Below are 12,653 nucleotides of genomic sequence, written 5' to 3' on the forward strand. Positions count from 1 at the left end.
ACGATGGATTCGTGCTTTCTTTATCGATTATCGGCAATTGCGCGGGCGATCCGTTCTTCGCGGATGCGGGCGCGGCCGCTGCGATTTAGTGGCTTGGCCGCTTGTATGCGCGTGTATCGGTTTCCGAATGGGCCGCTGTCTCGCCGTGTAGTGGCGTATTGCCGCGCTGCGCGGCGGGTGCCCGGCAGCCGCGCGTGCGATGCGTGCACGTGCCGTCAGCGCCGCTCGCGCGGAAAAATGCACGGCTGCATTTTCACGTACATATTCTGATTGACGCACGCGCGGCCCGCATAGTCGACGGTGACGGGCGTCGACGTGCCGGAGAGCATCGTGCCGTCCCGATGCTTGCCGGAAAGCGGGGCGCAGGCCGTCAGCGCGATGCTCGCCGCGATGACGATGATCGACGTTTTCATCGTGGTCTCTTGCTCTGTTTGGATCGATGCATCGATATTGCGGGTAGGCTCTCTACGCGAGCATGAGCGCAACATGACAAAATTGTCGGCGAGCGGTGATATGCAACGCCGGTGTCCAACGTCGCGCACCGGCTTATCGCGCGATGGCCGGACGGCAAGCCACTTGCCAGCTCGTGCGGGCCATCCATTGCCGTGGGCATGGCGCGCCGCGTTGCAACGTCCGCCTCACATGGCATGCCCGCCATTGCGCGACCAGTCAAAAAAATGCCGGACAGCATGAAGCTGTCCGGCACAGACGGCGTGCGGCATTTGGGGGAACGCCACGCGCCTCGCGTGTTCGGGGAGAACACAATGACTCGCTTGAATCTCCTCGTCGTCGTGTGTGGTATGGATGGGTAGGACGAATCATAGCGAGCAAACGAAGCGTGAAGCTGACGCGAACATGAAATTTCTGTCACGCATGCCGAATGCTTCATGACGAAATTCTCATCCGGCTTTCATCTTGGCGTGCTGACCGATCTTCATAGTGGAGGCGCTGTCACTTGACAGCTTCTACTCGATGGAGAACGAACGATGAAGACGAAAACGATTGTGGCGGGAAGCGTGGCGATTGCGCTGTCGATGCTGGTGTCCACGCAGGCTGCATGGGCACAGGGCAAGACGCGGGCCGAGGTCAAACAGGAACTGGTCCAGGCGCAACACGAAGGCATCGTGCCCGCAGGCAAGAACGACTACCCGCCGAGCAAGGCGCTCATCAAGCGAAACCAGGCGACGCATGCGGTTTCCGTTCATGGCGGCAAGCCGAGTGCGACGCTTGATGAGCACGACAAGCAAGCCGCCGCACGCTGAGTCCGGCGCGCCGCTCGTTTGCCTGCGGCTAGCCGGCGCGCGACGCGCGTGTTCCGGATTCGCGGCTGCGATACCGAAGCGCGCGTACCGCGCCGATCTCGCGGCCGGATCGCGCACCGCTCATGCTGAGCGCGGATTGGCCGGAAATTTCAACCAGAAGGTCGTGCGCACGTGCGGTTCGCTGTCGACACCGCACGTGCCGCCGTGGTCCTGCATGATCGAACGGACGATCGCGAGCCCGAGCCCCGTGCCGGAAGCCGAATTGTGCCGGGCGGGATCGACGCGATAGAAGCGCTCGAAGATATGCTCGCGATGCTGCGGTTCGATGCCGCGGCCGGTGTCCGAGACACTGATCGTCGTGAAGTCGTCCGTCTGCTGGCATTCGATGGTGATCGTCGTGCCATGCGGCGCGTGATTCAGCGCGTTGCTGAGCAGATTGCTGAGCGCGCGGTGATAGAGCAGCGGGTCCGCCTGCACGCGCGCTTGTCCGCGCACCACGATGCTGACCGTCGCATCCTCCGCGACCGCCTCGTAATACCCGGCAACGCGCTCGGCCTCCTCGGCCGCATCGAGCGTGCGGATGGCCAGATTGCTTTCGGCATTGTCCGAGCGCGCGAGAAAAAGCATATCCTCGATCATCCTCGACAGACGGCGATACTCGTCGATGCTCGATTCGATCACGCTGCGGTATTCATCCGCCGTGCGCGGCTTGGACAGCGCGACTTGCGCTTCGGCGAGCAGGTTCGTCAGCGGCGTGCGCATGTCGTGCGCGAGGTTCGATGAAAATTGGCTCAGGCGTGCGAACGAATCGTTAAGACGCGCGATCATTTCATTGAACGCGTGCTCCATTTCCTTCAATTCGCCGGACGTATCGAGCGCCGGCAACGGCTGCGCGAGGCGGCTCGTCGACATTTGCTCGGCGCGCGCGGCGAGCTGGCGCAGCGGGCTCAGCCCGAGCATCGCGATGCCGTAGGCGAGCGCGGCGCTCAGCATGACGCCGAGCACTTCGATCAGCACGACGGTATACGCATACGCGCGCAGCAGCGCGCGATCGTTTTTGCCGTCGTATTGGACGACGACGCTGACCGTGCGGTTGTCGGCATGGCGTAGCGGCACACTGGCGCCGAGATAGTGCAACGTCAGGCCGGGCGACGACGATTCGCTCGTCGCCGGCGATGACGGCCAGGCCGTGCGCGGCGAAGCGGCAACGAAGCCGCGCGTGCTGAAGAGCTTGCGGCCGTCGGCGTCGATGATCGCCATGTCCAGGTTCTGATGCCCGTGCAATTGATCGGTCCACAGGCCCGCGTTGAGCGCGATGTCGTTGATGTCGCCGATGTCGGCAAGATGCGTGCGAATGGCATCGAGCGTCGCGGCCATCTCATGCGCCGACGTGCTTTCGATGCGGTTGCGCAGCGCGCCATACAGGGCGATGCCGCTCAGCGCGAGCGTTGCCGATGTCGCGAGGATGATCAGCGCCGTCATCCGGGCGCGCAGCGTGCGAGGCAGGATGCGTCTGATCATCGGCTCGCGGCGCTCCTGTCCTCGAGCACGTAGCCCATTCCGCGCACCGTATGAATCAGCTTGGGTTCGTATGCATCGTCGATTTTCGCGCGCAGCCGGCGGATGGCCGCGTCGACGACATTCGTATCGCTGTTGAAATTCATGTCCCACACTTGCGATGCGATGGTCGCGCGCGGCAGGATTTCGCCTTGGCGCCGCATCAGCAGCCACAACAGCGCGAATTCCTTCGCCGTCAGCAGCACGACATCGCCCTGACGGGTTGCTTTGCGCCGCGTAAGGTCGAGTTCGAGATCGGCGATCTTCATGATCGTCGATTCGCGTCCCTGGCCGCGGCGCAGGATCGAACGCACGCGCGCGACCAGCTCGACGAAATCGAACGGCTTGACGAGATAATCGTCCGCGCCGAGTTCGAGGCCTTTTACGCGGTCGCCGACATCGTCGCGCGCGGTCAGGAACAGCACCGGCGTCGAGCGCTCGCGGCGCAGTTTCTCCAGCACGGTCCAGCCGTCCTGGCCGGGCAGCATCACGTCGAGAATGATGAGATCGTAGTCTTCAGTCTGCGCCTGATGCAGCCCGGTTACGCCGTCGTCTACCCAATCGGCGACGAACCCTGCCTCCGTCAGCCCCTTGCTTAGATAGATGCCGGTCTTCGGCTCGTCTTCGACGATCAGTATTCGCATGATTTCACCTCGATGATTCGCGTTGACGGCGCGGCGACATGGCGGCCGTCAGCCGCCCGGCACGCCCGCCGAGCACCGTGCGCAGCGATAGGGTATGCGCTACGCGATAGAGTACCGGTAAAACGAGCAGCGTTAGCGCGGTCGATGACAAAATGCCGCCGATCACGACTGTCGCGAGCGGGCGCTGGACTTCGGCGCCCGTGCCGGTCGCGAACGCCATCGGCAGGAATCCCAACGATGCGACGAGCGCCGTCATCAGCACGGGGCGCAGGCGGGTCAGTGCGCCTTCGCGCACGGCCGCGTCGAGCGGCATGTCTTGCTCGCGCAAATTGCGGATGAACGCGATCATGACGAGCCCGTTGAGCACCGCGACGCCCGACAGAGCGATGAAACCGACGGCCGCCGTGATCGACAGCGGAATGCCGCGCAGCCACAACGACATGACGCCGCCCGTCAGCGCGAACGGAATGCCGGTGAACACCAGCAGCCCGTCCTTAACGTTGTTGAACATCGCGAACAGCAGCACGAACACCATCAGCAGCGCCACCGGCACGACGATCTTCAGCCGCTCGCTCGCGCTTTGCAACTGTTCGAACTGGCCGCCCCACGTCATCCAATAGCCAGGCGGGATCGGCACCTCGGCGCGCAGCTTGGCCTGTGCGTCGGCGACGAACGAGCCGACATCGCGGCCTCGCACGTTCGCGCTGACGACGATCCGCCGTTTGCCGTCTTCGCGGCTGATTTGGTTTGGGCCCGGCGCGAGCGTGATCGTCGCGATTTCTGACAGCGGCACGAACCCGGCGCCGGGCGGCGTGTTGGCGGCTGCCGGGCCGCTTGCCTGCGTGAGCGGGAATGCGGTGGGTGCGGCGGCCGCCGCCGGCAGCGCGATCGGCAGCCGCTTGATCGCGTCCAGGTCCGAGCGCAGCTCTTCGGGCAGGCGCACGACGATGTCGAAGCGCCGGTCGCCCTGGAACAGCGTGCTCGCGGCCTTGCCGCCGATCGCGGCCGAGATCGTGGCCTGCGCGTCGGCAATGTTGATGCCGTAGCGCGCGAGCTTGCCGCGATCAAGCTGGATCGTCAGCACCGGCAGGCCGGTGGTCTGCTCGACCTTGACCTCGGTCGCGCCCGGCACTTGCTGCAGGGCGTCAGCGATGCGCTTCGCGTTCGCGTCGAGCACGGCCATATCGTCGCCGAACAGCTTTACCGCGACGTCGCTGCGCACACCGGAGATCAGCTCGTTGAAGCGAAGCTGGATCGGCTGCGAGAATTCGTACACATTGCCTGGAATCTTGTCGAGTTCGGCCTCGATTTGCGCGCGCAGCACGTCACGCGGCTTGGCCGGATCGGGCCAAGCCTGCGTGGGCTTGAGCATGATGTATGCATCGGACTGGTTCGGCGGCATCAAATCGGTCGCGACCTCGGCGGTGCCGGTGCGTGCGAAGATGCGTTCGATTTCGGGGATGCGCGCCTTCAGCGTGGCCTCGATCTGCCGCTGCATGTCGAGCGACTGCGTGAGGCTCGTGCCGGGAATGCGCAGCGCGGACACCGAGAAATCCCCTTCGTTCAGGCTTGGAATGAATTCGCTGCCGAGCCTCGAGGCCACCAGCGCGGTTGCGACCACCACGACGCCGGTGCCGATCAGCACGCGCCGCGTATATCGCAGGCAATAGTCGAGCACCGGGCCATACAGCCGGCGCGCCCAGCTCATCAGCCGGTTTTCCTTTTCCTCGACCTTCTCGCCGATGAACACGGCGACCGCGGCCGGGATGAACGTGACAGTCAGCACCATCGCGGCGGCGAGCGCGAGCACGACGGTCGTCGCCATCGGATGGAACATCTTCCCCTCGACACCCGAGAGCGCGAAGATCGGCAAATAGACGACCATGATGATGATCTGCCCGAAGATGAGCGCGCGGCGCGCTTCCTGCGACGCCGCATAGACCTCGGTAAAGCGCTCGTCGCGCGTGAGCGGCCTGCCGAGCGCGGCTTGCGCATGGGACAGACGCCGCACGCAGTTCTCGACGATCACGACCGCGCCGTCGATGATGATCCCGAAATCGAGCGCGCCGAGGCTCATCAGGTTCGCGCTGACCTTGGCGTTGACCATGCCGGTAAACGTCATCAGCATCGCGAGCGGAATCACGAGCGCGGTGATCAACGCCGCTCGCAGGTTGCCGAGAAACAGAAACAGGATCGCGATCACGAACAGCGCGCCTTCGAGCAGGTTCTTCTTGACGGTCGCGACGGCCTTGTCGACGAGCACCGTGCGGTCGTATACGGCGATCGCGCGCACGCCGGGCGGCAGCGACCGGTTCACGTCCTCCATTCTTTTCGACACCGCTTTCGCCACCGTCCGGCTGTTTTCGCCGATCAGCATGAACACGGTGCCGAGCACGACTTCGCGGCCGTTTTCGGTGGCCGCGCCCGTGCGCAGTTCGCGGCCGATCTCGACGCGCCCGACATCCTGCATGCGCACCGGCACGCCGCCCACATTGGTCAGCACGATGTTCGCGAGATCGTCGAGCGAGCGCGCCTGGCCCGGCACGCGCACCAGGTACTGCTCGCCGCGCTTTTCGATATAACCGGCGCCGACGTTGTCGTTGTTCGCCTGCACCGCACGCATCACGTCCGATAGCGACAATCCATACGACATCAGCTTGGCCGGATCGGGGGCGATCTGATATTCCTTCACGTAGCCGCCGATCGAGTTCACCTCGGTCACGCCGGGCACGTTGCGCAGCTGCATCCGGACCACCCAGTCCTGCAATTCGCGCAGATCGGTCGGCGTATAGCGGGTTCCGTCGGGCTTGCGCGCATTCGCGTCGGCCTCGATCGTCCACATATAGATCTCGCCGAGCCCGGTCGACGTCGGACCCATGGTCGGCGCGACGCCTTCCGGCAAGCGGTCCTTCGCCTGCTGCAATCGTTCATTGACGAGCTGGCGCGCGAAATAGATGTCGGTGCCGTCCTTGAAGATCACGGTGATCTGCGAGATGCCGTAGCGCGAGATCGAACGCGTTTGCTCGAGATGCGGCAGGCCCGCCATGGCCGTCTCGAGCGGGTAGGTGACGCGTTGCTCGACTTCGAGCGGCGAATAGCCGGCGGCAGGCGTGTTGATTTGCACCTGAACGTTGGTGATGTCGGGCACGGCGTCGATCGGCAGCCGCTGGTAACTGTATGCGCCGAGCGCGGCGAGACCGAGCACCGCCAGCAGAACGAGCCAGCGGTGCGCGATGGAAAAGCGAATCAGGCGTTCGAACATGAGGGGAAATCCAATGCGATGAATTCACGGACGGCCGCGCGGACGGGCGCGGCTCAGTCGTCGGCCGCGCTTTTTTCGAGATCGGCTTTCAGCACGAAACTGTTCGCCGCCGCATAACGTTGGCCCGCGGCCAGGCCGCGCACGATTTCGGTGCGTTTGCCGTCGCGGCGGCCGATTTCGACGGGCTGCGCGACGAAGCCGCGCTTCGATTCGACGAATACGGTCGGCTGGCCGTCGACGGTTTGCAGCGCGTCGGTCTCGACCGCGACGCTCACCGTTTGCGCGCCCGCATCGACGGCCACGTTGACGAACATGCCGGGACGCCACGCGCTGCCCGGATTCGGCAGCACGACGCGCGCGGGGGCGGTGCGGGTCTGCGCGCCGAGCAGGGCGCCCACGTATGCAATCTGACCACGCGCCTGCGATTCGAACGCGGCTGCACTCACAGTCGCCTGCTTGCCGACGCGCACGTCGCCAAGCCGCTGCGGCGGCACGGCCATCTCGGCCCAAACCGTTGCCAGATCGGCCAGCACGAACAGATTGGCGTCGGCGCTCACCGCTTCGCCGGGCGCGACGTGCTTCTCGACGATCGTGCCGGCAAACGGCGCGCGCAATTCATAGCGATTGAGCGCGCCGGACGCCGGCGCATTGATCGCCGACAACTTCTGCTGGGCGTTCTGCACGGCGATTTCCGCCTCGCGCAGTTGTACCTGGGCGGCTTGATAATCCTGCTCGGCCGAGATGCGCTCCTCCCACAGTTTCTTCTCGCGCTCGTAGACCTGCCGTGCGCCGGTCAGCCGCTTTTGCGCGGTGAGCAGCTCGCTGCGCCGGTCCGACAAATCGGTGCTCGCGATCACCGCCAGCACCTGACCCTTCGATACCTGTTCGCCGACCGACACCCCGACTCGCTCGACGACGCCCGCCACACGCGGCACGATATGCGCGGTGCGGTCCTCGTTGAACTTGATTTCTCCGGGAAGCTGGAAACTGTCGACGATCTGCGCGGGACCGGCTTGCGCGACGCCGATCCGGGCCGCGCCGATTTGTTCGCGGGTCAGCGCGATCGCGCCATCGGTTCGTGAGAACGCAAACGTCGCAGCCAGGTTTTCGGCTTTCACCTCGATCGCAGCGTCGAAGACGTGCGGCTTGGCGATCGCCGGCTCGGACGTGAAGCGCGCGGCGGACTGCGTGAAGCGCAGCGCGATGCGGCTGCCGTCGTAGCGCGTCAACGTGCCGGAAACGGCGGCGCCTTTTGCGACAGGCTTGCCGTCGACGAGAGGGACGACAATGAGGCGCGCGTCGCCCGGTTTTTCCGACAACTGAATGTTGACCGCCAGCCGGCCCTGCGTGAGCACCACCCTGCCATCCTGGCCGGGCTGTGCGCCGCGCGCGTCGGGTGCCGTGCCCGGGCCGGGCGCGGCCGGTTGGGACGGAATGCGTGCGATTGCCACGGCGATGGCGAGCGCACAAGCGGCGAGCGCGGCGGAGAGAATCAGGTTCTTGCGTCGCATGGCGAAAGTGTCAAGGAAGTTGGGCGAGAGGGCGGGACGGGGCCGGCTGCGATGCGCCCACCAGCCGGTCGAGATCCGTGCGGGCTTGTTGAGCGTCGGCGAGCGCCTTCACGTAGCGAGACTGTTCGGCGAACAGTGTGCGTTGGGCGTCGAGCACGTCGAGGAAGCCGAACTTGCCGAGTTGATAGCCGCGCGACATCGCGTCGAGCGCTTGCCGCGCGGCGGGCAATACGTCGTCTTTCAAACGCCGGGCCTGTGCTGTCGCGCGTTCGTAATCCGCATACGCCTGCGTCAGCTCGAGCCGCAGCCGCGCGCGCGCGCTGTCGAAATCGGCATCGGCTTTCTTGGCCAGATGCACCGCTTCGAGCAGCGCGCCCCGGTTGGTGTCGAACAGCGGCAGCGGAATCGACACGCCGACGACGGCCTGGTTATACGGCGAACCGGCCGCGACGACGCGCTTGAACCCCGCGCTGACGGTAATGTCTGGAATGCGCTTGGCCTGCTCGATCGCGATGCGCGCGTTGCTGCGCTGCATGTCGGCTTTTGCCGCGCGCGTGAGCGGCGCGTCGTCGAGCCGGGCGAGCAACTCGCTCAGTGGCTCGACGTCGGGCACGGCTTCGAGATCGCCGGTTGCGGTGCGGCCGCGCACGTCCGCGCTGCCGGTTACGTTGACGAGCCGGGCAAGCGCTGCTGCCGTTTGCGTTTGTGCGCTCATCAGCTCGATCTGCGCTCCCGCCTGTGCGACGCGCGCCTTGGTTGCCTCGACCGGCGACACCTTGCCCGCGCGGGCGCGCTTGTCGGCCAGCTCGGCGGAGCGGGCGGCGATCGTCGCGGATTCCTCCGCGACTTGCTGTTGCCGCTGCGCAGCCAGGAGTGCGTAGAACGCGCTCGTCACGTCGGCCCGCAGCGCCGCCGTGCGGACGTCGAGCGACGCGAGCGCGAATTCGCGGCCGTATGACGCGGCGTCGAGCCGGGAGCGGCGCTTGCCGCCAAGCTCGATCGTCTGGTTGATCATGCCGGTGGTGGTGCGCTCCCGCGCGCTGAAACCTTCCTGCAGCACCGATACGCTGGGATTCGGCCGGACACCTGCCTGGATCAGCGTGCCCACCGACGCATCTGCTTCGGCACGCGCGCTGCGCAGTAGCGGATTGTTCGCGGCGGCGAGACTGAGCGCGTCGTCAAGCGACAGCGCACGGGGCGCGGCGGCCGGTGCAGAGGTAGGCGGCCCTTCGTCGGATGGCGCGGCGGTGGCGGGCAAGACGGGCGCGACCTGGAGCGAAACGGGTTGGGCGAATGCCCGGGCCGTCGGCGCCGCGATCGCGACCGACAAGGCCGCGGCGAGAATACGCTTGAGCATGGTCGATCGTGTCCTGGAGAAACGCGATCGATGCTACGGACGTGGTGCGATGCAAACATGAGATGAACATGATATTTCCGTCATGTTCGCCGCAGGCGGGCGTGCGCCCATACGAAAGAGGCGGCCCGCAGGGGCCGCCGTTTGCAAGGCGATGCAGCGCCGATACAGGCGCGATCGGTCGATTTGCCGATCAATCCGCTTGCTGCCCGGGCGCATCGTCGGCTGCCTGGCAGCTTGGCGCTTCGCAGTTGGAGGAGGGGGCGTCGCGGCTCGGCGCCGGTTTTTCGCTGCGAACCGATTTGTGCTCCTTGAACACGCGCTCGGGCATGCCGTGCGCAAACGCGGAACCCGATGCTGCCGCGAGCATGGCCGCGGCGGCGGCGAAGGCAAGAGGTTTCATGAGTGTGTCGCTCCTTGGTGACCCTGGTTCAGGGCATGGCCTCAGTTTGGCGCGCGCGCGAAGCGTGGCGATGACCGCAACATGAAAATTTGGACACGAACTGCGCGCGGGGGCACCCAAGCATCCACGAGGCCCGTGCCGGTGTGCGGGCGGGGGAGCCGTTCATCCGCGCACGCGGCCGGCGACTGAAAAAGGGATCGGAGCCGGGTTGATGCCGGCAACGTTGCCGTTATTCATGTTGGCGAATGCGACCTATGCTGGAAATATCGCGTGTATGAGGCCGCCACAAGATGCGGCGCTTTTTTTCAGACGAGGTGTGCGATGTCAATGTCGACCAGGTTGCAGGACTGCTTGCGCGAAAAAGCTTCGCGCTACGAAATCATTTATCACCCGTACAGCTATTCGAATATGGAGGCGGCGTCGGCCGCGCATATTCCCGGCGAGCGTCTCGCGAAGACAGTCCTGCTGGAGGACGAGGACGGCTATGTCGCCGCGGTGCTGCCGGCAACGCATGCGATACGGCTGTCCGAGCTTTGGACCCGCACCGGGCGTCATCTGGTGCTCGCGAAGGAAAGCGAGTTGCGGGTGCTTTTCAACGATTGCGATTGGGGCGCGGTGCCGCCCGTGTGCATGGCATACGGCATGCAGACTTTCCTCGACGAAAGCCTTGCGCGGCAGCCTGATATTTATTTCGAAGCCGGCGATCATCGGGAATTGATCCATATGGAGCGCGACGAATTTCTCGCGTTAATGGACCGGGCCGAGCGTGCGAGCTTCGCGCATAGAATCCGGCACGTGTCGGGATGAGCGTCGCATTCGCGGCGTCAGGCGCTTCGTCATCCGAATGCAATGGCGCGCGCACCGGCCGTCCACGCAGGCGGTCGCGGCAGGTGGCCGTGCCGTGGCACGCCGCGCGCCGGTTATCCGCAGGAGTGCCGCAACGGCGCGCCTGTGCGTGGTTCGATGCACATCGGTGCCGTCGGGCGTCGAATCCGGATCAGCGAACCGGACGGCGCGGTAATCGCCCAAGCGCGGCCTGTCATATACTCGATCCGATTTGAAATTCGTTTCGGCGCCGGCGCCGCCAACGTTCGCCCGTCAGAGGCTTGTGATCACACGCAGGTCAGCGGGGCATGACGGCGTGCATGGGCGCCCAAGGCATCTTTTTGGCCGGATGCGTTTCGACCCACGACGAAAAACCAGCAAAAACGGAGCCGAGCTGCATGTATTCGATCCTGCCAGCGTTTGTGTCTGCGCTCTTTCTCGGATTTGGCGCCTATGTGTGGCTGACCGACGGCATGACACGGCGATCGATACCGTTCGTGCTGATGTGCATGGCGACGTTCGCATGGCAGGGAACCTGGTCGTTTTTGTTCCAGACCACCCAGCCGGCCATTGCCGCCGCGCTGGTGAAGATCGGCTACGTTTTCATTCTGTTTTTGCCGACGACGTTCTATCACTTCATGACGGAAGTGGTCGGCAGGCGCGATGAACGTCCGTTGCTGCTCGCTTCGTATGGCTTGTGCGTGATGCTGGCAGTGTTGCTGCTGACGGGCGACGAAGTCGTCGACGGCTTTCGCCGCTATGCTTTCGGCGATTATCCGAAAGCCGGGCGTTTGCATCCCGTCCATGTCTTGCAAACGATGGCGCTCGCCCTGCGCAGTGCATGGCTGCTGATCGGCGCGCGGCGCGCGGCGCGCACGCGCGACCAGCGCAGGCTCTTCAATCTATGCTTGCTCAGCTTGAGCCTGTATTCGCTCGCCGCGATCGACTATGCCGTCAACTACGGTTATCCGTTCTATCCGCCGGGCGTCATTTTCATCGCGATCAGCCTCGGCATACTTGCGGTAACGATCGTGCGTTACCGGCTGATGCGTCCGTTTCTGGTGGCGGCAACCGTCGCGCACGAGGTCGCGACGCCGCTTGCGGCGATCGGCATGTACGGCGAGGAACTGGGCAGTGCGCTGCCGGCGTTGCTCAGCGGATATCGGCTTGCGGTGAAGCACCGGCTCGTCGACGGCGATTTCGAACCGGGGCAGCTCGAGCGTCTTCCTTCGCTGGTTGCCGCGATTCGCCGGCAGGTCGACAGCACGCACGCGATGGTGGAAATGTCTCTTGCGATGTTTACGATCAACCGCGTGGACCGTCGCACCTTCGCTTCGCATTCGATCCGACAATGCATCGATACGGCGCTGGCCAGCTACCCGTTTTCCTCCGGCGAGCGCGAGCGCATCCATGTGATGCCGATCGACCCGCAACTGCGCTTCTTCGGCTCGGATTCGTTGATGCTGTTCGTCGTATTCAATCTGCTGAAGAACGCATTGCACGCAACGACGGGCACAAAGGGCAGCCGCGTCGAGATCAGCGCCGAGCGCGCGGGCGGATATTGCGCATTGCGCATCTGCGATACGGGGCCCGGCATCGCGGCCGACGTGCTGCCGCACATCTTCGATCCGTTTTTCTCCACTAAATCGCACGGCCGTGGCGCCGGGCTCGGATTGGCGTTTTGCCGCCGTGTATGCGAAGTGTTCGGCGGCAATATTTCATGCGAATCGATCCCGGGATCGCCGACCACCTTCACGCTCAAATTGCCGGAACCGCAGACGGCTGCATGATCGGGGTCGGTGCGATCCCGCATCGGCATGCCCGGCGCGAGAGCG

The 12,653-nt window shown here is 64.8% G+C and carries 10 protein-coding genes; 3 read left to right on the forward strand and 7 right to left on the reverse strand.

Features of this window, described 5'->3' with window-relative positions; all coding sequences use genetic code 11:
- Positions 1–215: 215 nt before the first annotated feature.
- Complete coding sequence (locus AQ611_RS19970) at positions 216–413, reverse strand: hypothetical protein (RefSeq protein WP_059514314.1); 198 nt, start codon at positions 411–413, stop codon at positions 216–218.
- 573 nt (positions 414–986) lie between these two features.
- On the opposite strand from AQ611_RS19970, the gene AQ611_RS19975 reads away from it, so the two are divergent.
- On the forward strand, positions 987–1,262 hold the full coding sequence (locus AQ611_RS19975; protein ID WP_069235794.1) for a DUF4148 domain-containing protein: 276 nt from the start codon (positions 987–989) through the stop codon (positions 1,260–1,262).
- A gap of 120 nt (positions 1,263–1,382) precedes the next feature.
- Here the strand turns inward: AQ611_RS19975 and AQ611_RS19980 are convergent, their stop codons facing one another.
- From AQ611_RS19980 to AQ611_RS20005, 6 genes are all read right to left on the reverse strand, one after another.
- Entirely contained in the window at positions 1,383–2,783 is a 1,401-nt protein-coding gene (locus AQ611_RS19980; protein WP_069235795.1) for a heavy metal sensor histidine kinase, read from the reverse strand.
- Positions 2,780–3,463 carry a heavy metal response regulator transcription factor IrlR gene (gene irlR / locus AQ611_RS19985; RefSeq protein ID WP_059514306.1) on the reverse strand — a complete coding sequence of 228 codons (684 nt, stop codon included), beginning with the start codon at positions 3,461–3,463 and terminating at the stop codon, positions 2,780–2,782. Before irlR ends, AQ611_RS19980 begins: the two co-directional genes overlap by 4 nt.
- Before the next feature lie 4 nt (positions 3,464–3,467).
- Positions 3,468–6,725: an efflux RND transporter permease subunit gene (locus AQ611_RS19990; protein WP_069235796.1), complete on the reverse strand. Its 3,258-nt coding sequence runs from the start codon at positions 6,723–6,725 to the stop codon at positions 3,468–3,470.
- A 53-nt stretch (positions 6,726–6,778) separates the two neighbouring features.
- The gene (locus AQ611_RS19995) at positions 6,779–8,236 is read right to left on the reverse strand and encodes an efflux RND transporter periplasmic adaptor subunit (protein ID WP_069235797.1); all 1,458 of its coding nucleotides are present in this window, start codon (positions 8,234–8,236) and stop codon (positions 6,779–6,781) included.
- A 10-nt stretch (positions 8,237–8,246) separates the two neighbouring features.
- The gene (locus tag AQ611_RS20000) at positions 8,247–9,593 is read right to left on the reverse strand and encodes a TolC family protein (RefSeq protein ID WP_069235798.1); all 1,347 of its coding nucleotides are present in this window, start codon (positions 9,591–9,593) and stop codon (positions 8,247–8,249) included.
- A gap of 190 nt (positions 9,594–9,783) precedes the next feature.
- A complete protein-coding gene (locus tag AQ611_RS20005) occupies positions 9,784–9,993 on the reverse strand; it encodes a hypothetical protein (RefSeq protein WP_059514294.1) in 210 nt (69 codons plus the stop codon).
- Between the two features lie 321 nt (positions 9,994–10,314).
- Between AQ611_RS20005 and AQ611_RS20010 the strand changes: the two genes are divergently transcribed.
- Positions 10,315–10,800, forward strand: coding sequence for an aminoacyl-tRNA deacylase (locus AQ611_RS20010; protein ID WP_059514291.1), 486 nt, complete (start codon positions 10,315–10,317; stop codon positions 10,798–10,800).
- Between the two features lie 416 nt (positions 10,801–11,216).
- Positions 11,217–12,608, forward strand: coding sequence for a sensor histidine kinase (locus AQ611_RS20015; RefSeq protein WP_069236420.1), 1,392 nt, complete (start codon positions 11,217–11,219; stop codon positions 12,606–12,608).
- Positions 12,609–12,653: the final 45 nt, after the last annotated feature.

The organism is Burkholderia singularis, from assembly GCF_001718875.1.
Lineage (GTDB): Bacteria > Pseudomonadota > Gammaproteobacteria > Burkholderiales > Burkholderiaceae > Burkholderia > Burkholderia singularis.

Bases quoted from the DNA above. Each gene is read 5' to 3' on its own strand.
- AQ611_RS19970 (WP_059514314.1), bottom strand. From the start codon at position 413: ATGAAAACGTCGATCATCGTCATCGCGGCGAGCATCGCGCTGACGGCC.
- irlR (WP_059514306.1), bottom strand. From the start codon at position 3,463: ATGCGAATACTGATCGTCGAAGACGAGCCGAAGACCGGCATCTATCTA.
- AQ611_RS20010 (WP_059514291.1), top strand. From the start codon at position 10,315: ATGTCAATGTCGACCAGGTTGCAGGACTGCTTGCGCGAAAAAGCTTCG.
- AQ611_RS19980 (WP_069235795.1), bottom strand. From the start codon at position 2,783: ATGATCAGACGCATCCTGCCTCGCACGCTGCGCGCCCGGATGACGGCG.
- AQ611_RS19995 (WP_069235797.1), bottom strand. From the start codon at position 8,236: ATGCGACGCAAGAACCTGATTCTCTCCGCCGCGCTCGCCGCTTGTGCG.
- AQ611_RS19990 (WP_069235796.1), bottom strand. From the start codon at position 6,725: ATGTTCGAACGCCTGATTCGCTTTTCCATCGCGCACCGCTGGCTCGTT.
- AQ611_RS19975 (WP_069235794.1), top strand. From the start codon at position 987: ATGAAGACGAAAACGATTGTGGCGGGAAGCGTGGCGATTGCGCTGTCG.
- AQ611_RS20015 (WP_069236420.1), top strand. From the start codon at position 11,217: ATGTATTCGATCCTGCCAGCGTTTGTGTCTGCGCTCTTTCTCGGATTT.
- AQ611_RS20000 (WP_069235798.1), bottom strand. From the start codon at position 9,593: ATGCTCAAGCGTATTCTCGCCGCGGCCTTGTCGGTCGCGATCGCGGCG.
- AQ611_RS20005 (WP_059514294.1), bottom strand. From the start codon at position 9,993: ATGAAACCTCTTGCCTTCGCCGCCGCCGCGGCCATGCTCGCGGCAGCA.